The following is a 24684-nucleotide window of genomic DNA, read 5'->3' as shown; positions in this document are numbered from 1 at the left end:
GTCCGAACAACAATTCAACCGGATTTTACAACGCTGAGATTCCGACACCTTAAAAGGTTAACTGTAAGACGAATGAAACGGATTAAACTCTGGGACAAAGAATTTGAAATTTCCATTTCTGAGGGGAAAATTCAACAGGCCATAAAAAGAATGGCCGATCAAATGCGAAGCGAACTTGAAGGGAAAGAAGTGATTTTCCTCTGTATTCTTAACGGTTCCTTTATTTTCTCAGCCGATTTATTGAAAGAATTGGAGTTGGCGGATGCTGAAATTACGTTCCTCAAACTGGCTTCCTATTCAGGCACTCAATCTACGGGCAATTTGAAAGAATTGATTGGACTGAATGAGAACTTGCAGGGACGCAACGTCGTCATTCTTGAGGACATTGTTGACAGCGGATTTACCATTACCGATGTCGTTCGGCAGGTAAAAGGAAAAGGCGCAGCTGATGTAAAAGTGGCAACACTGTTATTCAAGCCAGATGCCCTGAAGACAGAGGTCAACCTGAATTACGTGGGGTTGGAAATACCCAATGATTTCATTGTAGGTTATGGTCTTGATTATGACGGGCGTGGCCGTAACCTAAAGGATATTTACACATTAGTACCTGACTAATAATAATTAACTTGCAAGCCTATTGACCTGATATCGGGAAACCAAAACATCAATTAGATAAAAAGGATATGCTTAACTTAGTTCTTTTTGGACCCCCCGGAGCGGGAAAAGGTACGCAGGCTGAATTTCTGGAAAAAAACTTCAACCTGATTCATCTTTCCACGGGAGATCTGTTGCGCACTGAAATAGCTGCAAAAACTCACCTCGGCATTGAAGCAAAGAAAAACATCGACAAAGGAGAATTGGTGCCCGATTCTGTGGTTGTCGACATGATCAAAGGTAAATTGAATGCCCATCCGACGGCAAACGGATTTATTTTCGACGGCTTTCCACGTACAGTCGCCCAGGCAAAGGCGCTCGACCAGCTTTTGGAAGAGCATGGCACCGATTTGTCTGCAATGCTCTGCCTTCAGGTAGAAAAACAGGAACTGATTGACCGGCTGCTGAACAGAGGCTTGACCTCTGGTCGCTCTGACGATCAGGATCGGGCGATCATCGAAAACCGGATTTCTGTGTATGAACACAAAACTGCTCCATTGATTGAATTCTACAAAGCACAGGGCAAATATGTCCCGGTTGAAGGAATGGGGACAGTTGAGGAAATTGCCGATAAACTGGTTCGGTCGGTTAAGGCGCTTTAATCGCAACAAAAAAAAAATAGAAAGGCCGCTTTCGAAATGGAAGGCGGCCTTTTTTCTGTTTTGATGAGGCATTTTGCCGATATCGTCTCACAAAGCGTAATTGCTTTTCGCATTGTCAAATTAAGGGTGTAATTTTGTCCCCTTCAACAGAAATACAAAATGGCAGGATCGAACTTCGTAGATTACGTTAAAATATTTTGCCGCTCAGGAAAAGGCGGTGCAGGTTCAAGTCACATGCGGCGGGAGAAATATATACCGAAAGGTGGTCCCGACGGAGGCGATGGTGGTCGAGGCGGCCATGTGATTGTGCGCGGTAACGCCCAGATGTGGACATTACTGCACCTGAAATTCCAGAAACACATATTCGCCGGACATGGTGAATCGGGCGGAAGACAAACCAGCACGGGCAAAGACGGAGATGATGTGATCATCGAAGTGCCGTTGGGAACGGTTGCCAAAGACGCCGAGACCGGCGAAGTCCTGTTTGAAATTACCAAAGATGGCGAAACGGGCTTCCTGGCAAAAGGTGGTCGCGGCGGGCAGGGTAACGTACACTTTAAATCGGCCACCAACCAAACGCCAAGGTATTCTCAGCCCGGTGAAGATTACGAAGAAAGCTGGCGTATACTGGAGTTGAAAGTATTGGCCGACGTTGGTCTGGTTGGTTTCCCCAGTGCCGGAAAATCCACCTTATTATCGGTTGTTTCGGCTGCCAAACCCGAAATTGCCGAATATCCGTTTACCACGTTGGTTCCCAATTTGGGGATTGTAGGCTACCGCGACAATCAGTCGTTTGTGATGGCCGACATACCCGGAATTATTGAAGGAGCACACGAAGGAAAGGGACTGGGCTTGCGCTTCCTGCGACACATCGAACGAAACTCCATGCTGCTCTTCATGGTTCCGGCCGACAGCGATGATCACCGGAAGGAATATGGCATTCTGCTAAACGAACTGGAAAAATACAATCCGGAGCTATTGGATAAAGAACGCTTTTTGGTCATCTCCAAAAGCGACATGCTCGACGAACAGTTGATGGAAGAGATTGGCCATGAGCTGGAGGGAATCCCACACCTGTTTATCTCTTCGGTTACCGGACTGGGCATTATGGAACTGAAAGACCAAATCTGGAAAACGCTGAACGGCTATTAAGTCGAAGGACCTGCATTGCAAAAACCGCGATTCTTCGTATTTTGGAGCGAATTCAGATAACAAACCCGTTGTGTAAAATCGACGACAGGCAGATTTTTCAGTCTTTTTACCCCATCCCTAAAGGGTGAATACTGAAAAATCGAGTTTTCCCTTTAGGGAGTCAGGGTAAAAAAACTTGATTTTTCCTGATTTCGGGCAGTTTCACACAACGGTTAAAAAATTCCCCCTTTATAACGAATGTTACAAAGAAATTGACATGGGCATTATCGAAACGCTTAATCAATGGGACACGGAGTTATTCCTCTACCTCAACAGCTTTCACAACAGCTTTTGGGATTACACCATGACCCTTTTCACCCGGACCGAAATATGGCTGCTTTTTTACCTGGTCATATTTATCACCATCATCCGGAAATACAAGAGAAAGTCACTGCTGGTATTTTTGGTCATCACGCTGTTGATTATATTGGCCGACCAGGGTTCCGGAATTTTGAAGCACAGCATCGAGCGACTAAGGCCGTCGCACGATCCCTACGTGGCTCCACTGGCTCACAACTTCTTTAAAAAGGGAGGCTTGTACGGATTTGTATCGGCACATGCTGCCAATTCCTTCGGCTTCGCCATTTTTTCAGTCCTGTTGTTCCGCAACCGGATCTTCACCGTTTTCATGATTACGTGGTCGCTCCTCATTGCTTCCACCCGCATTTACCTGGGCGTTCATTATCCAGGCGATATCCTGGGCGGGATAATTCTGGGCAGCCTGATTGGTTGGGGCATGTACCGCTTACTGTTATTTCTGGAAGCTTTTATGCGGCCGCGCAAACCGGAGTTCATTATTCCTATGGAGAACAAAAGGGTGTACAACATCATCCTGGCAGCTTTTGTCGTGATTGGATTTTCGATGCTGGTTGTTAACTTTTTTCTCAAACACCACATGTTCGCCTAATGAGTCAAACAGCCGAAAAGATTTACCAGGAAAGACAGCAAAAGTTTGAACAGGAACTGACGGTAACGAACAAATGGTTGCGGTTGCTGTCGTTTCTTCGTTTGATTGTTTTTATGGGTGGTTTGATTCTGCTCTACCAACTCCGGATGGCGTCGCCACTGCTCATCGTCGGATTGGCCATCGTGTTGATCGCTACCTTCCTTTTCCTGATGAAACGATACTCCGAGCTTTCGGAGGTAAAGCAAATGCAGGAGAATTACATCGAAGTCAACCGCAACGAATTGAAAGCGCTCGGTTTTGATTTTTCGCCGTTCGGGCCGGGAAACGAATACAAGCAATCAGAACATCCCTATTCTTTTGACCTGGACCTCTTCGGCGATTTTTCCCTTTTCAGGATGTTGAACCGGACCACCACTTCAGTGGGAAGCCGGCGACTAGCAACCTGGCTGCAGAACATGATGCTTTCGCCGGAAAAAATCAAAGCCCGGCAGGAAGCGGTTAAGGAGCTGAAAGAAAAACTATCGTGGCGGCAGACCTTTTCAGCCAGTGCCATGCTCTATCACGAAGATGATGCGCACATCGAGACCATTAAAAACTGGAAGGATATCGAGGTAAAGTTCCCGGGCGAAACGTTTTTCCGGATAGCCGGCATTGTTGTTCCCCTTCTTACCCTGGTTGCCATTGGGCTGCTCATTGCCGGTGAGATTACTTTCGGCCAGTACATGATTACCTTTTATGTGCAATGGATCCTGTTTGGAATTCGCAGTAAAGTGCTAGCGTTTTTCTTCGACAACTTTGGAAAAAACTCAGCGCTCTTAAATAAGTACCGGAAACTGTTCGATTTAATCGAGAACGAAACATTCGCTGCAGAAGAAACACAGGCCATCCGCCAGCTGCTTATTTCGCCGCGAAGGGCAAGCACGGAAATAAACAGCCTGAACAAGACTATCAAGCTTTTCGAAGCACGGCTCAACATGATCACGGTGTTCCTGTTCAACTCCATTCTGATGTGGGACATCAACTGCAGCCTGGCGTTGTTGAAATGGCACCGGCGAAATGCCACGTTGCTGCCACAATGGCTCCAGGCAGCTGAGCAGTTCGATGCGCTGAACAGTCTGGCCAACTTTGCTTACAACCGACCGTCAACGAATTTCCCTGTCCCGGAGAATGACGGGCATGCATTAAATGCAACGCTGGTCGGTCACCCGTTGATTCCGGAAACTGAGCGGGTGGACAATGATTTTCAGATTGACGGAAACGGCGAATTTGTCATCATTACCGGGGCCAACATGGCCGGAAAGAGCACGTTCCTGCGCACCGTGGGAGTGAACCTGGTGCTGGCAATGGCCGGAGCGCCGGTTTGCGCGAAAGAGTTCCGCTTTACGCCCACGCCGCTTTACAGCCACATGCGCACCGACGATGATTTGGGTCGGCACGAGTCGTACTTCTTTGCCGAGCTGAAGAAATTGAAAGTTATCCTGGAAGCCCTGAAAGAGAAAGGGAGAATCTTCATTATCCTGGATGAAATACTGCGGGGAACCAATTCGGAAGACAAACTCAGCGGCTCCATCCAATACCTGGAACAGTTGATTGTAAACGGTGGCATGGGCATCATCGCCACGCACGATTTGAAGCTGACCGAGCTACACGAGAAGCACCCCAAAACGTTGCGCAACCAATGCTTCGAGGTCAATCTTTCGTCCGAAGGGCTCACATTCGACTACAAGCTGTACGAGGGTGTGACCCGCACCATGAACGCCACCTTCCTGATGCGGCAGATGGGGATTATTCCCGGAAAAGGTCAGTCATAAAAGCGAGACCACTACGCCTCGCCTTTCTCTATTTTTTCCTTGATCAGTTGCTCCACCTCGTCGAGTTGTTCGAGCGGGATGGAATTGAGCATCCGGGTGAGGTCGATGACTTTATCGGAGCGTTTTATTTTGTTGAGCGGATGCTCCGCATCGACCTGCGTGTTTTTGTCGGGCGTCCACTCGTAGAAATCGTTGGGTGTGCAGCGCAGGAGCACACAAAGCCGTTCGATTTCGCGGAGATTGAGCCGGGCCACCTTGTTGTTTTTAACCTTTGTGGCAAAATTGTCGGAGAAGCCGGCATTTTTCAGGTAGGAAAAAGGTCGTATGATGCCTCTTGCTTTAAAAATACGGTCGAAGTTGTAGATTAGCATAGGTTTGGGTTTGAATGACCTATACAAGTTAGGCGATTTACTCCTTATTTGAAAAATAAAACACTTCTTTCTGTTCCGCTACACGCTCTTACTATTTTGCTACCTGTATGTCTCCCTTTATTTATCGTGCTATTTACAATTTTCACTGTGCCTATTGTATTGATACACGTGCATTTTGTATTGCTACTGGTTTTTCTCTTTTCTCTACCTACTTACATTCATCACTTTACTCTCTTTTTTGCAAAGTTTATCGTGTTATTTCTATTGCCCATGATTGAATGGAATACTTTTGGGACGGGGAAGAGTTAGAGAAAACGGGAGTGTAAAGAAGAGCAACGGTGAAGTATAAGCGTCGTTCGTGATTACGGCTCACTTACTTTCAACTTTCCCGCCATGCTTGTTAATAGTTCATTAGTTTAAATTTATCACTTTTGCTCGCCTTACCTTTATATATTGTTGTGCATAGGCTTTTATTCTTTAAAAAGTAACCCTAAAAAATAATCCTGTAATTCGTCTTTAGGATAATCAATAAAAGTATTGAGTAAATTTTCGTCAGAAATGAAGTCATTAAAAATTTGTCTCAAATATTCATCACAGTTGTTAGATGTTTCTTTTAATAACTGAAATTCCATTTTAGAGTAACGAGAAGGAATAGAATCACCATGGACCACTGCAGACCTTAAATCATAGGCTTTTTGTATATGTTTGTAAATTTCAAGCTTCTCTTTTTTCTCTTTACCTAAAAGAATGCTTATTATTTCCGCTAATCTATGTTTAAGTTCAGATGTTGATACTGCGAAGAGACATTCAAAAGCAGTACAAAATTCAGCGACTTTGATTCCTATATCAGTAGCACATCTAGCTGATTGAATAAATAAAAAAGCTCTCTGTACTCTATTATGTTCCTTGACAAGTTTAGTGTATTTCTGTTTTGTTTTATTTTGTGAGATGAAAAATAAGAATCTTTGTAAATCTCCAATATGTTGAATCTCACCACTTGAAAATTTTGTTAGTTTAGAGTCTCCAAGTTGTGTAGTATACATTGAGCTAAGATAATTAGAATGGGTATTCAAATAGTTGTCTTTTCTGTAGATTAGATGGCCCAATTCCATTTTAACAGAATTGTCTTTAATCAGCCAGAATGCTTGGCAAAGAAGAGCATTTAATTCTAAGAAATGTGTTAAAACAGTTCTCTCATCAAATTTCTTTTTAGGGATTTTTATTGTTGCATAAACAAAAGCATTTAAACTTAGCAGGTTGTGATATTCATTCAATCCTATTACAGGGATTAATTTTTCAGGTATCAGTTCTTTTATTATCCCTTTGTCATTCGTCAAAAATACATTGGTGTCTAACTCAACACCTTTCTTTAAATTAGTGTCAATTTGAATATCATGTAGTCCAACTAATAATTTGCATTCAATTTCATCCATGTTCTTTGTTTTAGCTTATGCACAACTAGTGTGTATGTACATTGTTCTTATTTCTCTTATATCGGTATGCAACTTGTGCTTACACCTCCATATCGGGATGTATTGTGTACCTATTATGTTACCAAAGGAAGTAAGCAGTAATGGGTTTTGTTTGCAAAGATTTGCCTGACATTCATCCATACTGATCTTCATGCCATTGAAATTAGCGTTTTTTATCGTTAATCAAAAAGGTGGGAATATTAGCCCCACTCCCGGCCTCTCCCCAAATTGGGGAGAGGAGTCAGGCCGGAGCTTGAGCAGTGCTTAAGTTTTCGTTGAACTATTCCTTCGAGCAGAATGAGATCAGCGCACAGTTCGAACGATAGCGTTTCATTCGGAATTTGGCTAAAGCCATAATGTTCGGGAATCAACCCACGGACTAAACACCGGGATTAGTTGTCGCAGCCAATTCCCGGGCTTTAGCCCAACTATTTTCATTTCAATCAACGGCAGCATCACCCTTGCGCTCGAAACAGGGAGACATTTCAATCCTATTCATCACGCGAGCGCTTTCCTCCGCGCACTTCCCAACCCAGGGTTCACACCCCGGGCTAACAATATTTGACCCACTCCGGGGTCACCTACAGGGACTCGCGGGCAACGGTTTCAGGTTGCACGAATGGTTTTTGGTTGTTACTGTTGTTTCAGCGGTTCCAATTCCCCGTTGTAAAGTCGATGGCAATTAAATACCAAGTGATCCATCAAATAACCTTATACGGATATCAGGACAGTCGAATCGATTGCCTGTATTTGAATGGACAACACCCATTTAGAACGTCAGTCTTTACTTGCTGCTTTCGTTCCATTCAGGGAATCTCCCGGGCGTGTATGGGGCACCATACTTTTCCAGTTTTGATTCAACCGATTTGATTTCACTATCGATCGATTTCAGTTTCGTCAATAAGTCTCCAAATTTACTGGCAGCAGCATCGTACGATTGCTTAAATGTTGTGGTTGGAGCTGCCGTTGTCGTCCACAATGCGCCGGTAATTAAATCCACTCTTTCTTTCACCGAAGTGGGTGAAGCACCTTCGTAATCGGCTTTCAACCGATCTCCGTTCAGCTCTTCGTTCAACTCATCGAGCTCCTTTTTAATGGATAAAATGGAGTTGTAAATGCTGTCGGGAACATTCGCTCCATCAATCACTGCCTTTTCCAGATATCCAATTTTATTAACGAGGGATTTTCTGTAAGCATCTGCTCCGGAAATTGCCCGGGTCAATGAAGCCACTTTTTTATTGAATTGATCAAGAGCAAGTCGTTCATCAGCAGTAAGCGTGGTAGTATTTAGCGGTTCACAGACAAAATCCTGTGGTGGCACCAATTGCGTAAATTCTCCATCGACAAATTTTGAAAGCGAGACTTTATATTTTCCGGGAACAACCATATAGCCAATATCCGGTGTATACCAGGGTACAGAAGTATCAACCGGCTTTAATGAAACAGGTGTAAATGGATTATACCTGAAATTCCAGGTAATCCGGTTAACTCCCTTTTTGGGTGACGTCTTGATTTTCCGGATGACGTTTCCATTTTCATCGGTGATGGTGAAAAGCAAATAGGCCGTTGGTTCTTCCTTTTCTTCATGCAACCTGTCGTAGGTTGGAAATTTCACCTCTTCGTTTTTTTTCTGCTTTGCTTTTTCTTCGTCTCTTCGTTGCTCTTTCAGCGATTTGATGTCATCTTTCAAATAATAAGTAAACACAGCTCCAACCGGCGGATTTGGTGCGGAATAAAAGCTTGCCCCCTGAAACCCTACGCCTTTGAATCCAAGCGGATTTGCCTGAACAAACATTTTTGCATCCTTAATCGGGAAAATGTAAGCTTCCTTTTTCAAGGTTTCAGGACTTAAATTTCGCAATGGGGTATAATCATCGAGAATGTAAATTCCACGACCAAATGTTGATACCACCAGATCGTGTTCTCTTCGCTGTAAAACAAGGCTTTTGACACACTCGGTAGGAATTCCGTTTTTTAATTGTACCCATTCATGTCCGCCGTTATTTGTAAAGAAGACTCCAGATTGCGTTCCGACAAAAAGAAGATTTTTGTCTTTATCATCTTCTGCGATCGTGTAAGTGCTTCCCTTTTCCGGTAGATTTCCGTTGAACAGGAACCACGATTTTCCTCCATCCGTCGTTTTGAAAAGGTACGGTTTGAAATCGCCGTCAAGAAAATTTTCACAAGCAGCGTAAGCCACGTTTTTGTCGAAGTGTGACCCAATGATTTGAGATATTCTTGCATATTTCGGCAATCCGGGCGTTGAAGATTTATTCCAGTTTTTCCCTCCATCGGTTGTATAATAAATCAATCCGTCACCGGAACCCGTAAATAGCAGATTCTCGTCGATTGGAGACTCGGCAATTGCACTTATTTGTCCCATCGAGCCCTTTCTGACCAGTTCGTCAACACTCCAGCTTCGATCCATCAGGTTTTGCATTTCTTTCGGCACACCGCGGGTCAGATCCGGACTGATTACATCCCAGGTGCTTCCCATATCGTTGGTACGGAATAATTTATTGGCCCCGAAATACAATCTTTTATGATCAAATTTGGAAATTAACAAGGCCGCATTCCAGTCGAACCGGTATGCCGCATCAGCAAAGTCATACGGTTTAATGAATAACTGTTCACCCGTTTTTCTATCATACCGAACCAGACCGCCATTTTGTGATTCTGCGTAAACAATGTTCGGATCTTTCCAGTCAACCTGCGATTGAAAACCATCACCGCTGGTTGTAAAAAACCAATCGCGGTTGGTAATGCCGCTGGAATTAATTGTTCTGGAAGGACCTCCGAAGCTGCTGTTGTCTTGCGAGCCTGCGTAGACGTTATAAAATGGCCTGGCGTTATCTGTTGTTACTTTATAAATTTCAGCGATTGGAATATTTGATTTGAAATCCCAGTTTTTCCCCTCGTCATACGTTTCGTAAACACCACCGTCGCATCCGTCAATCAGATGTTTGTTGTTCGATGGATCGATCCACAACACATGATTATCGACGTGCTTTTTATCTTCGCCTAAATTTTTCCATGTTTTGCCTCCATCGATGCTTACTTTCATAAATACATCCATGCTATAAACCCGATCGACATTTTTTGTGTCGCAGTAAATTTTCTGGAAATAGAACGGATAAGAAGAAACATAACTACTCCGTTTTTCCCAGCTAATCCCTCGGTCGGTACTTCGGTATACGCCTCCGCCTTTTTTTGCTTGAACAATGGCAAACAAGATATCGGGATTTACCGGAGAAATAGCCATTCCGATTCTTCCGACATCCCCCGTTGGAAGCCCCTCGGTCATTTTAGTCCAGGTTTTTCCGCTGTCGGTACTTCGGTATATTCCGCTTTCCGGTCCGCCGGAGACCCCGGTAAATAATTTCCTCATTCGCTGGTGTGCCACGGCATACAGAATATTGTCATGCCTTGGGTCCATGTGAATCTCATAGCAACCGGTATATTTACTGATGAACAAAACCTTTTTCCAGGTTTTTCCGCCGTCCGTCGTTTTGAATATTCCCCGCTCATCATTTGCTTTTCTCAACGATCCGTAAGCAGCGACATAGACGATATTCGGATCTTTCGGGTCAACAACAATTCCTCCGATGTGATAGGAATTTTTAAGCCCCATGTTTTTCCAGCTCTGCCCGCCATCTTCACTTTTATAAACTCCATCGCCGTAAATAACATTATTCTGATTGTTATTTTCTCCGGTCCCAACCCATATCGTGTTAGGATTCGTCGGATCAATGGTTACAGCCCCGATTGCATATGATTTTTGATGATCGAATACCGGAGTGAAAGTGATTCCGTTATTGGTTGTTTTCCACAATGATCCGTGACCGGCCCCCACAAAATATTCGCTATGATTGAAAGGATTTACGGCGAGGGCTACCACACGGCCTCCTGTTATTGCCGGTCCGATACTTCTGAAGGATAGTCCGCTTAACGAGAGATTTTTAAGCGAATCCTGGTCTGAATCTGTTTTTACATTTTTAGCCGGGAGATTTCCGGAAATAAGCAAAATGAATGCAATTAGAAGGGAAAATTTAACTCTATTCATATGAAATATTTTTGGGAAAAGAAGATATCAAAAATTGTCTATAGAAGACTTCTTTGATATTCCCGTCAGTGATGTAAATAGAACGAAAGTTTTGATCAAGTACAACCAACTCATCAATTAGCCCCTAATATATACGAAAATCGTTTATGGTTATATTACTTGTCACTATTTATAAAGCTAGTCGCCCCAACTACAGAAACGGTCTTCGACGGTCTCACCGCTCCAAGACGTGAAGCAAAAATACGTTCAGCGTTTTTATCGTTCATCGAAAGTTGGGGATTTTTAGCCCCACACCCAGCCTCTCCCCAAATTGGGGCGAGGTGTTGAGCCGGAGCGTCAAATGAAGTTAGCAGCATTCACATTACGTCAATTCCGAGGTCTCTGTCCCCCGCATTACATATAGCTTTTGCTAGCAATCGTAATTTATTCCTTTTCAAGTTTTTCAATCTCAACTATTTCTTGATTTATTCTTTTAAAGGATTCATCTATTGAAAATTTGAATGTTGTATAAATCGAAACAATCATCGTCACAAGAATGAGTAGGAAAGGCAGAAGTGAATTTGTTGAAAATAATGGAATATCGAAAATCATAAAAGTTCCAATCAAAACAAATGGGATGAATGTATATCCCAGTTTCGTATTTCTGTATTTATACCTTCTCAGTTCTGTTAAGTTCTTTGCTGTGGTAGTAATGGCATTTTTAAAGTCTATTTGTGAAAGTTTAATAAAATATTGAACTGTCCAGATATAGCTTGTAATAAATACAGCTCCAAACAGAATTGCGCCAATAATAAAATTTGTATCAGGGCGATATTTAAGATTAGAAATGAAAAAAATTACTAAAAAAATTGGTGGAACAATCAGGCTGAAAATAGTTTTAGCTTTCATCCATCTAATTTTTTTCTCAGCCCTTTCAGTCAGGATATTTTTAAAAACATCTTTATTGATTCGAATATTTTCCATTAACATTTTGTCATGTTCTCTCCATGTATTTTGTATATCTGCTAATTCCATGATTTTAGTTTTTTTGTTTTGCAATTTCTTTTAATTGTTCTTTGATACGGCTAATCCTAGTACCCACATTTGTTTTTGAAATTCCTGTTATAGTTGAAATTTCATCGTGTGAATTGCCGTCAAGATATAGAATGATTATCGCCTTGTTAAATTCGTTCAAGTCATCAATGCATTCATACAGTAAATCAACTTGTTCGTTTTCTTCCTCTCTGTCTAGCCAGTCTGATACTTTAATTTGATTTACCTCGTGATAAAACATCAGGTCAGGTTTCTTTTTCCTCTTATAATTCATTGAAACATTCAACGCAATGCGATAGAACCATGTCGATATTTTAGAGTCCCCATTAAATTTGGGATAGGCTTTCCACAATTCCAGCGCAATATCATTAATCAGATCTTCTCTGTCATGATTAGTGTTGGTATATGCCCTGGATATCTTTAAAATGATTCCAATATTTTTTTCAAAATCAGAAACAAATTGTGTTTTTCGATTATCGTCAGTCATTATTTCATAATGTTACTTTTAGGTTTCAAAATCATTTTGTGAATTCACTTTATCCTATTAGTAACATAACGTCTGTAAAAATCACATTGGGGGGAGATTTATTATTGTCGTTAACTAGAGTGTCAATGCATTGTTCTTATTTCCCTTAATCGGTAGCAACCTTTGCTTATCCTTACGTATCGTTAATCAAAAGGTGGGAATATTAGCCCCACACCCAGCCTCTCCCCAAATTGGGGAGAGGAGTTAGGCCGGAGCGTTGTATGAGTTGACGGCCTGGCAAATATTTAACCGCTGACCGGGAACGTTCAAGATTTTCTCCGGACACGAACCATGAAAGGGCGCGGGCGTTTTCCCTTTCGGGATCAGTCCGATTTTTTGGGATTTTCGTTTGGGTTGTTTTCCAGCTGAGCCACTTTGGAAAATTGCATCGGCGTCATTCCCACCTCGTTCTTAAAGGCAGCATAGAAAGTGGACTGAGACTTGAATCCGGCTTTCAGACCAATATTTTTCATGGCCAGGTTGCCGGGGTTTTCTTTGATTTCGGTTTTGCTGTAATTGATTCGATACCGGTTAATGAGTGTTTTAAAATTGCAATTAAACTCCCGGTTAATGAGTTGTGACACATAGGTAACATTGGTGCCCAATTCCTGGGCCAGCATTTCGAGTGACAGATCGGCATTCTGATAAATATGTTGCTCATCCAGCAGGTGAAGCAGGGTCGTCAGCATCTTATTTTCCGGTCTTTCCGGGGCCAGGGGGACGGTTTTCTTCAACAAGCTGCTAATCACTTTTTGCTGGTCGTGAGCCAGCAGCTGTTGCCGGTAGATGGTTCTGATAGCACGTTCCTTGGTTTTTTTATTGATCAGGATGGCCGTAACAACAGAGATAATCAGCAACAGAGCAATCCCCAGGATGATTAACAATTGCCGGCGGTTTTTCAGCTCAGCGGTCTGAAGAGCAATGGTAGCATCTTGCTGCTTCTTTTCGTATTGAAGGCTCAGTTTGTTAAACCGGGCATTCTGTTTATCCGCCTCCCATTTATCTTTGACATTGATATAGTGTTGAAGGCTGAGCACATATTTTTTGTAATCCTTCGTCGTTCGATACAAATCGTTCAAACGTAGATTCGTGGTAACGGACCAACCGGACAGATGCAGTGAATCAGCCAGGTCGAGAGCCTTCTTCAGATATTTTTCACTTAACGAAAAGTTTTTTTTAGCCAGGTTAGCATCCCCCAGATGGAACATGATTCCCATGATGGAGACGGGCTTATTATCGTGCTTTTTGACGTACACATAACCTTTCTTATAATACGAGAGGGCTCTATCCACATCACCTTTTCGGTTAAAGAAATTTCCCATATTAACCAGGGCAGTCCCGATGGATACCGGATCATGAATATCGTAAGCCATTTGCAGTGACCGGGTGAAATATGACTCGGCGGTATCCCACTCTTTCTTTTCGGCATAAATGATGCCCATGTTTTCCAGCCCAGCTCTGATTTGGCTTGAGTCTTTGATATCCCGGGCCAGGGACAAATGCTTCTCTTCCCATTTCGTCGCTTCACCGTATCGCTGGGCATCCCGGTACATCCTGCTGATATCGATATAACTGGAGGTCAGTCGGAACCGGTTGCCTAACTGGTTGGATATTTCGATGCTTTTAAGCATGTGTTTAAAGGCAGGCGAGTATTTACCACTTCTTCGGTAGGCGTAGCTAATCCGGTATTGATAATAGTCGCGGGATCTGACGATGTGGTTTGATTTCAATATACTGTCGGCAGTCGTATAATCTACGATTGCCTTTCGGTAATCATTAATTTCAATTTCATAGTCACCCTGCACACTCCAAAAGGCAGCTTCATTCACCGGATCTTTCCGTTTTTTTAACAGTTTTTGGGCCCTGGTCAAAAGGGTCCGGTAGCTGTCGTAGTCGGAGGCCCAGGCCTCGTCGCTGGCGGCGCGAAGGATCGTGGCAGCTTTAAAGGAGTTGTCAGGAAGCAGGGTTGCACCGCGCATAAAGGTTGCCGACGCACTGTCATACTGCAGTCGAAGTTCATCCCAAAGGCCTTTCAGATAAAGAATTCGGGCTTTGGATAAATTAGATAATTGAAGGGTATCGTACTTTTGACACTGATCAAGAAAATATCCTATCGAGTCGCGTGATGTCTGATGATTGTTTCGGGCCTGCTGGAAGATTTTTGCAATTGCGGCATCTGAATCATTTTTTTGCTGACAGGAGAAGAGAGTTATCCCGGCTGCCATAAGCATCATTACAAGAGATAAACGTTTGTTCATTAAGCTGATAAGTTTCCGGATTAATAAAATGCGCTGACACCCATAGGTTTTCAGCCATTCAATTTCGTTCCTAAAATTCAGTATTAAAAGGCTGTATGGATTGATTAGCGACAGATATAAAAAATCCACCGACCTCCATTCTTACCGGACTTTTTTCGCGAGGCAACAAAATTAAGAAAATCCCCAAATGGCCAAATGAAAGTATTTTGTTTTCTCATCGTTCCCAAAACTTAAAAAACCATTCCGAAAACTTTAAAACCTAAGCAGAGTGCGGAATACAGGCACTTTTTCCAAATATATTTGTCGCTCGAAAATCGATTGAAATCATGATTGCCGGCATCAGATTCCAATTCTGTTTTTGATAAATAAAACTTCAAAATCATGAAATTTTAAAAATGCGTATCATGAAAAAAATTAAGCTTTTGATTTTAATGGTTTGCTCCGTCTCGATGGCGTGGGCACAAAAACCAACCGTAGAATGTGTCGCTTTCCGGCAAGGGTTTGATAATTTCCCGACTCCGGGTAAGGGCACCATCACATTGGTTTCCGGCAAATCCATAAAAGGAGAATTTCAGCAGGGCTTGACTGTAAAAATGGATAGATGGCAATGGCATGGAGATGATGGCCAGCTTCATCAGATCAAGGAAAAGGATGTACAGCGCGTTGTCTTTTCCCCAGACATGAAATTTGTGGACAAGGACATCGCTATTCATGTGGGTATCAGCATTGGAGGGAAGAGTTCCTCCGATATTCAAAACAAAAATCTACCTTTTAACATCCCCCAGTTCGATTCTTTCGATAGAGAAAAATATTACAAACCGCTTATTCTGGAAAGAGTAGTCACCTCAATATCGAAAAAAGGGAAACAAAACTCCAGGCTAATGGTGCTGGTCAATAACGGGTTCGACAGTAGATACAAAGTCTATGTTGACCTGGGGCAAAAAACCACATCGTTTGGACAAGGATTTAATCTGTTTTCCCTGCTTTTTGGCGGAGGCGAAACAGGCAACTATTATAAATCGTTTTGGGTTTTGAAGAAGGGAGCCCCTCAAAGTATACGAATAAAACAACCAGCGGGTATCCCCTTCCTGTTTGGAGCGTTCCGGAATAAAGAGTTTGTAGACCTCTTCAGTGACAACCCCGATTTTATGGCCTGCTATCCAAAATCGTTTAAACGGAAATTCAAATACACTCCCGAATTTTTCTGGGTCTATGATCAAAAGTCAAAAAAGCAATAGTTCCATTGCTATATGATAAGCTGACACATAGAAAGATGTGTATGAAAAGAGTAATAAATATTGAAAAACGGAAAAACTATAAAATCGTGAATAAAATCAAGCAATTAAGTATCCTGATCCTGACACTTTTGGTGTTTGGTTGCAGTAAAAACGATAGCAATGATGTACCACCTGTTGGAAGCCTGACCAACCTGAATTATACAGAAACAAACGGTACGGTACTATTGCAATGGGACGCTTATGAGGGCGCCAGTCGCTATCAGGTATTTGTGGATGGCGTATCGGTTTCGGACATTCCTGATATCGGTACCAGTACCATGAGTGCGATGCTCACCAATGTTCCTGATCAGTCGAAAATAGAGGTAAAAGCCTATTCCGATGCAGACGCTACCGCTCTTATCGCCAAGGGAGAAACGACTTATACCGTAACCGAAACGCCACTGGAAGCCCCGAATGCTCCCTCCAATGTGAGTGTAACCAAGGCCGATAAAACCAGTGCTACCCTAACGTTTTCCTACAGTGGTACTTGCAGCGGAATAAAAATCTATTCGGAAGCCAAAACGGAGTCCTCAACCCCACTTCTTTCCATCGACAGTGTATCGGAAGGAGAGAATAGTGTTACGGTAAAGAACTTAACTTCCGGCACCGATTATACCCTATATCTTTATGCCTACAATACCAATGGCGACAAGACGGTCTTCTCCTCCCAGGAAGTTTCGGTCACGTTTTCAACCGCTAAGGAAACGGCTGCCATTAGCATTGACCACTATGGTTATAACGAACAATATGGCGGCGGTTTGACAATGAGCGTTGTGATTGCAGCATCCGATTTGTTTTCTGACAAGAGTCAATGGACTGAAAGCGGCGAATTAGTTCTTGAACTGTATTGTTCTGATACGGCTGATGGTGATCCCAAGCTGGCCACTTCTGATAACAGTACTTATCCCAACTGGCAAAACAATCAAATCGTTGATTTGACAGCCTGGAGTAGTAACATGGATTTCCAGGAGGGACAGACTTATTACTTACAGGTGATAGCCAAAAACAAAGCAGGTGATGTACTGGGTAAAACGATTGTTCAGGAGGTGAAATTTGAAACTCCCGCCTCGAATGATATCATTCCCGGCAAGCCGGGGAACATATCGGTAACATTAAACGGGTCTACTCCGACTATTTCCTGGGACAAAGCCAAGGATGCGGACTCCTATATCGTATATGTTTCAACCAGTCAGGATATGTCTTATAAAACAAAAGTTGGAGAAACCAGCAGCACTTCCATGGATGATCCTGACAGAGGACAAAACGTACGCGTGTACTACCAGGTGGCTGCGGTCTCATCAACGGGTAATAAAACATTTAGCGACGTAGTCGATATTTGGTTATAGAACTTCTTTTTCATGATTTAAGAAGTTTTATTCAAAAACAAATCATGCATTTTTAGAAGAGGGGCAGTTCCGGTTTTTTACCGGGCTGCCTTTTCATTTAAGCAACATCAGGCGTTAAACAAGTATCATCGAAACGAAGCTGGCTTTCCCGTCACACGTTCAATTCTTAAACTATCTCAAAAGCAGAAGAACTATCAGGGTTACAGGCATCAGAAAGTCCGGAATAATGATCCACGTATTCCCCATATTGAAATTTTTGTTTTTAATAATTTCGATGATGTGCAATACTCCGGCTCCGATCAAAAAAACGGAGAATGGAATGACTGTTGCTATCCAAAAGCTATCCCGGATCCAGTAACAAAGGATTCCCGAGATCCCAATCCCCAATGAAACGATCCCCAATTCAATCTGAAAGCCATTTGATTCCCATCCAATCTGCCTGGCGACTCTTTTTCTGAAGATCACGTGGCCCAGAAAATTAAAAAGGCCAAAGAAACCGACGGTAAAAACTAAATGACCAAGCGTCAGCGCATCAAGTAATGATAAGGAACCATCAAATTGAAACAGGAGCAAGCCAACGAGCCATCCAACGATATACGAATAAATATAAATCATCCTTAAAACGATTTTGTGTCAACCATTTTTCGTTCTTGCTCCAAAAATACAATATTAATACTCTTTTATCCTTTATTTTTCGGTAAAAGCCATCTCAACACCCCATTAATCAACGATCTTAGAGGGTGAGCCCATCCCCACAATGCGAGCGCACGGCTGACCGCAATCCCGATAATTCAGGACTGTATTGATGAATTTTTTCTTTGGATATAAGGAACTATACCAACTCCACTACAGTGATTTCAGGGGGCATGCCGATGCGGCCGGAAAAGCCATGATAGCCCAATCCACGGTTGACATACAGGTACTGTTTATTCTGACGGTATAGTCCGCCCCAGCGTGGGTACTTATATTGTATCGGGCTCCACTTAATGCCGGCCCGCTCGATGCCGAACTGCATTCCGTGGGTATGTCCCGCAAAGGTGATGTCGATATCGGTGCCGGTGAGCACCTCTTCGTCCCAGTGTGACGGGTCGTGGCTCAAGAGCATTTTAAACTGTTCCGGGGCTACGTTCGCCAAGGCCTTGTTCAGATCGCCGTGTTGGGGAAACGGAGGTTTGCCCCAGTTTTCGACGCCAACCAATGCAATTTCTTCGTCATTGATGGTTAGGATCTCCGATTCGTTCAGTAATAACCGGAAACCGATTTTCTTATGAAAATTCTTAATGGCCGTCAGATTTCTCTCTTTGGCTGCGGGGGTTTCCCACTCGGAGTAGTCACCGTAATCGTGGTTACCCAGAACGGAATATTTGCCGTATCTGGCTTTCATTTTGGACAATACCGGTGCCCAGCCATCAGTTTCTTCGGCAAAGTTATTAACCAAATCGCCGGTAAAGAAAATCAGATCGGGCTCCTGCTCATTGATCATTTCTACCGCTTTGGCAATTTGTTCGTATTTCCGGCGAAAACTCCCCAGGTGCATATCCGATACCTGGACAATCTTCAATCCACGAAACGATTCCGGAAGATTTTTGAAATGAATTTTTTCGTGTATAACCCGGTACTTGAATTTTCCTTTGGTTACTCCGTACAGGACGGACACCACCGGAATAGCAGCTACAAAAAAACTCATTTGGTATAACAAAACCGAACCCAGCATTCTCCTCTTCTCATTTCATTCCATTGCGGTACGTGCTTCTTCACTCTTCCTGAACACCGTACGACGCAAAATCTGCCTGCGAAAATAGATGTTTCCGGCAAGTTAAAGTGTTAAATTCCAATAAAATCTTCAAAAAATACGATTCGGAGTTGTCTGCCGCATTGTATTGCTCCTCAGCAAACGGATTGGAACATAATTTGGGATTGTACGAAGGCGTCACGGGCATTACAAATGGAACTTTTCTACTTATATGAGAAATAGCTTCAGTTATTTCTTCTTCTTTTTTGGTTTGGGCATGGGTAATTCCTTTACCGTAATCCGGACTAATTCGCTCAACCATTCCCGCTCCTCAAGTTTGTCCTCAATCAGGAAACTCGGTTTTGCGCCCTCGTATGGAGGTGCTTCCACCACATTGCCAACAAATTCGCGTCCTGCGTTGGTCGGTTTGATGAATAGCTTATTATCGCAAATTACGCCGAAGAATTTTCCATCGGCGTAAATGCCATATTCGCCGAACATTTTCCGGGCCGTTATTTCTCCGGCCTTATCAATCTGATCGATGACGAAATCCACAAATTCCTGTTTGGTTGCCATGTGTTTAATTGTTAGCTGTTCACTTCTCATTTCCTGCCTTCCGGCCACTGAAATTAGTGCTTTTTATCATTAATTAAAACGTAGCCGGTCAGGACATGTCCTGCCCCTACCGATACCGCGGACCAGCGAATCGGAGAAGAATCCTCTTAAAACATAATATTAACAATCCTGCCAATTGATTCCTATCCAGTTGAAAATCTGTTTGAAATCATCGTGAAAAATGGCCGATATGAACCGTTTATTAACCGCAGATTGTTTATTTCAAGGGAATCGGTGTTTCTTTATGGCTTCTGAATTTCGTTATATTTGTGCAAAATCGATCGAAAATGACACCAACTTATTCTGAAGATTCCATTCGTACACTTGATTGGAAAGAGCACATCCGGAAACGACCAGGGATGTACATCGGGAAGCTGGGCGACGGCTCTTCTCCTGATGACGGGATTTATGTGCTTTTGAAGGAAGTCATCGATAACTCCATCGATGAGTTCATGATGGGTTTTGGAAAGAAAATCGACGTGGAAGTGAGCGACGAACTCGTGTCGGTAAGGGATTTCGGACGGGGAATTCCGCTGGGGAAACTGGTGGAAGTTGCATCGCGCATGAACACAGGTGCTAAGTACGATTCCAAAGTTTTCAAGAAATCGGTCGGATTGAACGGAGTCGGTATTAAGGCTGTCAATGCGCTGTCTTCAAGTTTCATCATCAGCGCCTTCAGAGAAGGAAAAGGAAAGCGCGTTGAATTCCAACAGGGAGTGCTGGTTGAAGAGGTTGATATTGACAAAACCGACGAACTCAACGGCACCCTGATTACGTTTGTACCGGACAGTACCATTTTCCGTGAATTCCATTTCATTGCGGATTTCGTGGTGAGCATGCTCAAAAACTACGTTTTCCTCAACGCCGGACTGACCATCAATTTCAACGGCGAAAAATACCTTTCCAAAAACGGACTGCTCGACCTGCTGGAAGAAAACCTCGATCAGCCTTCGCTCTACCCCATCATCCATTTGAAGGATGAAGATATCGAACTGGCCATCACCCACGGAAACCAGTACGGAGAAGATTATTATTCGTTTGTCAACGGACAGCACACCACACAGGGCGGAACGCATCTTGCAGCTTTCCGCGAAGCCGTGGTGAAGACCATACGTGACTTTTACAAAAAGGATTTCGATGCCTCGGATATTCGTGCCTCCATTGTAGCAGCCATCAGCATTAAAGTGGAAGAGCCGGTTTTCGAGTCGCAGACCAAGACCAAACTGGGTTCGAGAGATATTGGCCCCAATGGTCCTTCGGTCCGGAATTTCATTATGAACTTCGTTCAGAAGGAACTTGACAATTACTTGCACAAGAATTCCGAAACATCCGAAGTACTGCTACGCCGTATACAGGAATCGGAACGGGAGCGAAAAGCCATTTCGGGTGTAAAAAAACTGGCAAAGCAACGGGCCAAGAAAGCCAGTCTGCACAACAAAAAACTGCGCGACTGCCGTGTTCACTATAACTCCAACGACGAGCGGAAGAACGATACCAGCATCTTCATCACCGAGGGTGATTCGGCCAGTGGTTCCATCACCAAATCGCGCGATGTAAATACACAGGCGGTATTCAGCTTACGCGGAAAACCACTCAACTCATTCGGCTTGACCAAAAAAGTGGTTTACGAGAACGAGGAGTTCAATTTGCTACAGGCGGCACTGAACATCGAAGAAGGAGTTGACGAACTGCGTTACAACAAGGTTATCATCGCAACCGATGCCGATGTGGACGGAATGCACATCCGGTTGTTGCTGATCACTTTCTTTCTGCAGTTCTTCCCGGAATTGATAAAAAAAGGTCACCTGTATATTCTGCAAACACCGCTCTTCAGGGTACGAAACAAAAAAGTTACGTATTATTGCTATTCAGATCAGGAGAGAGAAGCCGCCATCAAAAAATTGAAGAATACAGCGGAAATCACCCGCTTCAAAGGTTTAGGTGAAATTTCGCCGGATGAATTTAAAAACTTCATCAGTGAGGATATTCGCCTCGAACCAGTGATACTGAACAAACATGAATCGATTTCCGACATGCTTACATTCTACATGGGGAAAAATACACCCGAACGGCAGGAGTTCATCATCGACAACCTGTATGTTGAAAAAGACGAGGTGGAAGTAGTTTAATGCAGAAGCAAAACGGAGATTTACGTCAACCCTAAACGATTTAGACCATAGATGAGTATAGAGGAAGATAAGTTGCCCACTGGTGAGCCGGAAGATGACAGCGCAAACGAATCAAAAAAAGATTTGCATCAGGTGAAGTATTTGTCGGGGATGTATGAAAACTGGTTTCTCGACTATGCTTCCTATGTGATTTTGGAAAGGGCTGTACCTTATGTCAACGACGGACTGAAACCCGTACAACGACGTATTTTGCATGCCATGCGGCAGATGGATGACGGCCGTTACAATAAGGTAGCCAACATTATCGGGCAAACCATGATGTATCACCCACACGGAGACGCCTCCATTGGTGATGCCCTGGTGCAACTCGGGCAAAAGGATTTGTTGATTGATACCCAGGGAAACTGGGGAAATACACTGACCGGTGACGGGGCCGCTGCACCGCGTTACATCGAGGCACGCTTGTCGAAATTTGCGCTGGAAGTACTTTTTAATCCCAAAACCACCAACTGGCAATTATCGTACGACGGTCGAAACCGCGAACCCGTTACCCTTCCGGTGAAATTCCCGCTGCTGCTGGCTCAAGGCGTGGAAGGAATCGCCGTGGGACTCGCATCAAAAATACTTCCGCACAACTTCCTCGAACTGATTGACGCGGCCATTGCTTACCTGCGCGGAAAAGAGTTCGAACTCTATCCCGATTTCCCTTCGGGCGGATACATGGATGCATCGCGTTACAACGACGGGTTGCGCGGAGGAGCCGTACGGGTAAGGGCTAAAATTGAAAAACAGGACAGCCGGACACTGGTCATTACTGAAATTCCTTACGGGAAAACGACCTCATCGGTTATTGAGTCCATTATCAAGGCCAACGACAAGGGTAAGATCAAAATCAAAAAGATTGATGACAACACGGCCGACCGCGTTGAAATCCTGGTTCATCTTGCCGCCGGTATCAGCTCCGATAAAACGATTGATGCACTGTATGCCTTTACCGATTGCGAAATTTCCATCTCACCCAATGCCTGCATCATTCATGATGACAAGCCTCAATTTCTGACGGTAACAGACATCTTGCAGCGCTCAGCCAACTCAACGGTTTCGTTGCTGAAACAGGAGTTGGAAATCAAAAAGAGTGAACTGGAAGAGCAATGGCACTTTGCCTCGCTGGAAAAGATATTCATCGAAGAGCGGATTTATAAGGATAAAGAGTTCGAAGAAGCTTCGTCGATGGATGTGGCCGTTAAGCACATCGACAAAAGGCTGGAGCCCTGGAAACCCAAGCTCAGAAGAGACATTACCCGCGACGACATCCTCAAACTGATGGAAATCAGGATGGCCCGTATTCTGAAATTCAATTCCGATAAGGCCAACGATAATTTACTTTCCATCGAAGAGGAAATCGCCAAGGTGGTTCACAACATCGAGAACATCATCGATTATACTATCGATTGGTTTAAGCGGCTAAAAACGAAGTACGGAAAAGGACGGGAACGCCGGACCGAAATCCGCAGTTTCGAAAATATCGAAGCCACAAAAGTGGTTGTTGCCAATGAAAAACTGTACATCGACCGCGAGGAAGGTTTCATGGGAACCAGCCTGAAGAAAGCGGAATATGTATGCGATTGTTCCGACATCGATGACATCATTATTTTCAGGCGCGACGGTTCCTATTACATCACGAAAGTGTCGGAAAAAGCGTTCATCGGAAAAGACATTCTTCACCTGGCCGTCTTCAAGAAAAACGACAAACGTACCATTTACAACCTGGTGTACCGCGACGGCCGGGCCGGCAACACTTACATGAAACGTTTCTTTGTCACCGGCGTGACCCGCGACAAAGAATACAACATGACCAAAGGAACACCGGGCTCCCGCATTTTGTACTTCAGCGTCAATCCCAACGGTGAAGCTGAGGTATTGAAGGTGATGCTCAAACCTAGGCCCCGCTTGAAAAAGCTAACGCTCGACATTGATATGGGTGAACTGGCGATTAAGGGACGGAGTTCCATGGGTAACCTGGTCACCAAACACGATATTCATAAGGTTAGCCTGAAGGAAAAAGGAACTTCAACACTGGGCGGCCGGAAAATCTGGTTCGATCCGGATGTGCTTCGGCTGAATGCTGACGGAAGGGGAAAATTCCTCGGAGAATTCAGCGGCGAAGATAAAATTCTGGTTATCACCAAAGATGGTTGTTTCCAGCTTTATTCATATGATTTAACCAATCACTTCGAGAATAATATTCTCTCCATCGAGAAATTTCACGATGGGAAAGTGGCTTCGGTAGTGTATTGGGATGCTGATCAGAATTTCTACTATGTGAAACGTTTCGAAATCGACAATGGCGCGAACAAAACCTGTCGTTTCATTGGCGATAATGAGGAGAATAAGCTAATCAGCATCACGTGGGTTACCTACCCGAGACTGGAACTGAAATTTGGCGGCGACAGTCAGGAGCGGGAGGACGAAATTATCGAAGTAGCGGAATTCATTGGCGTAAAATCGTTCAAAGCCAAAGGAAAACGTCTGACCAATTTCACGATAAAGAATATTAAGGAAATTGAACCGGTCATCAAAGATGAAGACGAACAGGGAAATGATGATGATGTTCCATTGGAAATCAACCGCCCGGATGAAGACGACGAGGACGACGAAAACCAGATAGAAATATCATTCGACAAATAATTCGGAAAAC

Annotated in this window: 18 protein-coding genes; 9 read left to right on the top strand and 9 right to left on the bottom strand. The window is 43.6% G+C overall.

What is annotated here, in order from left to right:
- Window positions 1–72 precede the first annotated feature (72 nt).
- From hpt to T426_RS0115125, 5 genes are all read left to right on the top strand, one after another.
- The gene (gene hpt, locus T426_RS0115145) at window positions 73–615 is read left to right on the top strand and encodes a hypoxanthine phosphoribosyltransferase (protein ID WP_025865385.1); all 543 of its coding nucleotides are present in this window, start codon (window positions 73–75) and stop codon (window positions 613–615) included.
- Window positions 616–683: 68 nt separating this feature from the next.
- Window positions 684–1256, top strand: a complete 573-nt coding sequence (locus T426_RS0115140) for an adenylate kinase (protein WP_025865384.1) — start codon at window positions 684–686, stop codon at window positions 1254–1256.
- A gap of 159 nt (window positions 1257–1415) precedes the next feature.
- Window positions 1416–2408, top strand: coding sequence for a GTPase ObgE (gene obgE / locus T426_RS0115135; RefSeq protein WP_027585920.1), 993 nt, complete (start codon window positions 1416–1418; stop codon window positions 2406–2408).
- A gap of 256 nt (window positions 2409–2664) precedes the next feature.
- Complete coding sequence (locus tag T426_RS23915; protein ID WP_153637583.1) at window positions 2665–3354, top strand: phosphatase PAP2 family protein; 690 nt, start codon at window positions 2665–2667, stop codon at window positions 3352–3354.
- Window positions 3354–5165 carry a MutS-related protein gene (locus T426_RS0115125; protein ID WP_025865383.1) on the top strand — a complete coding sequence of 604 codons (1812 nt, stop codon included), beginning with the start codon at window positions 3354–3356 and terminating at the stop codon, window positions 5163–5165. Before T426_RS23915 ends, T426_RS0115125 begins: the two co-directional genes overlap by 1 nt.
- Before the next feature lie 11 nt (window positions 5166–5176).
- Here the strand turns inward: T426_RS0115125 and T426_RS0115120 are convergent, their stop codons facing one another.
- From T426_RS0115120 to T426_RS23910, 6 genes are all read right to left on the bottom strand, one after another.
- Window positions 5177–5536 (bottom strand): helix-turn-helix domain-containing protein, encoded by a 360-nt coding sequence (locus T426_RS0115120; RefSeq protein WP_025865382.1) that lies wholly within the window; start codon window positions 5534–5536, stop codon window positions 5177–5179.
- 470 nt (window positions 5537–6006) lie between these two features.
- Window positions 6007–6969 (bottom strand): HEPN domain-containing protein, encoded by a 963-nt coding sequence (locus tag T426_RS0115115; protein WP_025865381.1) that lies wholly within the window; start codon window positions 6967–6969, stop codon window positions 6007–6009.
- Window positions 6970–7792: 823 nt separating this feature from the next.
- Window positions 7793–11071, bottom strand: coding sequence for a hypothetical protein (locus T426_RS0115110; protein WP_025865380.1), 3279 nt, complete (start codon window positions 11069–11071; stop codon window positions 7793–7795).
- Window positions 11072–11494: 423 nt separating this feature from the next.
- Window positions 11495–12085, bottom strand: coding sequence for a hypothetical protein (locus T426_RS0115100; RefSeq protein WP_027585919.1), 591 nt, complete (start codon window positions 12083–12085; stop codon window positions 11495–11497).
- A 4-nt stretch (window positions 12086–12089) separates the two neighbouring features.
- The gene (locus tag T426_RS0115095) at window positions 12090–12590 is read right to left on the bottom strand and encodes an RNA polymerase sigma factor (RefSeq protein WP_025865377.1); all 501 of its coding nucleotides are present in this window, start codon (window positions 12588–12590) and stop codon (window positions 12090–12092) included.
- A gap of 362 nt (window positions 12591–12952) precedes the next feature.
- Window positions 12953–14887 carry a helix-turn-helix domain-containing protein gene (locus T426_RS23910; protein ID WP_025865376.1) on the bottom strand — a complete coding sequence of 645 codons (1935 nt, stop codon included), beginning with the start codon at window positions 14885–14887 and terminating at the stop codon, window positions 12953–12955.
- Window positions 14888–15291: 404 nt separating this feature from the next.
- Here T426_RS23910 and T426_RS0115080 point away from each other — a divergent pair, with 404 nt between their 5' ends.
- Entirely contained in the window at window positions 15292–16125 is an 834-nt protein-coding gene (locus T426_RS0115080; RefSeq protein WP_036984801.1) for a hypothetical protein, read from the top strand.
- 41 nt (window positions 16126–16166) lie between these two features.
- A complete protein-coding gene (locus tag T426_RS0115075; protein ID WP_025865374.1) occupies window positions 16167–17510 on the top strand; it encodes a fibronectin type III domain-containing protein in 1344 nt (447 codons plus the stop codon).
- A 171-nt stretch (window positions 17511–17681) separates the two neighbouring features.
- Here T426_RS0115075 and T426_RS0115070 read toward each other — a convergent pair whose 3' ends face one another.
- The 3 genes from T426_RS0115070 to T426_RS0115055 form a co-directional block, all read right to left on the bottom strand.
- Window positions 17682–18125 carry a DUF6790 family protein gene (locus T426_RS0115070; protein ID WP_025865373.1) on the bottom strand — a complete coding sequence of 148 codons (444 nt, stop codon included), beginning with the start codon at window positions 18123–18125 and terminating at the stop codon, window positions 17682–17684.
- Between the two features lie 217 nt (window positions 18126–18342).
- Window positions 18343–19197, bottom strand: coding sequence for a metallophosphoesterase (locus T426_RS23905; protein WP_159103358.1), 855 nt, complete (start codon window positions 19195–19197; stop codon window positions 18343–18345).
- A 294-nt stretch (window positions 19198–19491) separates the two neighbouring features.
- Complete coding sequence (locus T426_RS0115055; RefSeq protein ID WP_025865371.1) at window positions 19492–19818, bottom strand: TfoX/Sxy family protein; 327 nt, start codon at window positions 19816–19818, stop codon at window positions 19492–19494.
- Window positions 19819–20144: 326 nt separating this feature from the next.
- Here T426_RS0115055 and T426_RS0115050 point away from each other — a divergent pair, with 326 nt between their 5' ends.
- Window positions 20145–21986 carry a DNA topoisomerase IV subunit B gene (locus tag T426_RS0115050; RefSeq protein ID WP_025865370.1) on the top strand — a complete coding sequence of 614 codons (1842 nt, stop codon included), beginning with the start codon at window positions 20145–20147 and terminating at the stop codon, window positions 21984–21986.
- Window positions 21987–22037: 51 nt separating this feature from the next.
- Window positions 22038–24674: a DNA gyrase/topoisomerase IV subunit A gene (locus T426_RS23900; protein WP_025865369.1), complete on the top strand. Its 2637-nt coding sequence runs from the start codon at window positions 22038–22040 to the stop codon at window positions 24672–24674.
- Window positions 24675–24684: the final 10 nt, after the last annotated feature.

Origin of the sequence: Prolixibacter bellariivorans ATCC BAA-1284 (assembly GCF_000621705.1) — a bacterium.
GTDB lineage: Bacteria > Bacteroidota > Bacteroidia > Bacteroidales > Prolixibacteraceae > Prolixibacter > Prolixibacter bellariivorans.
The sequence above is the reverse complement of the archived record's forward strand: the minus strand, read 5'-3'. Positions and strand labels throughout refer to the sequence as shown.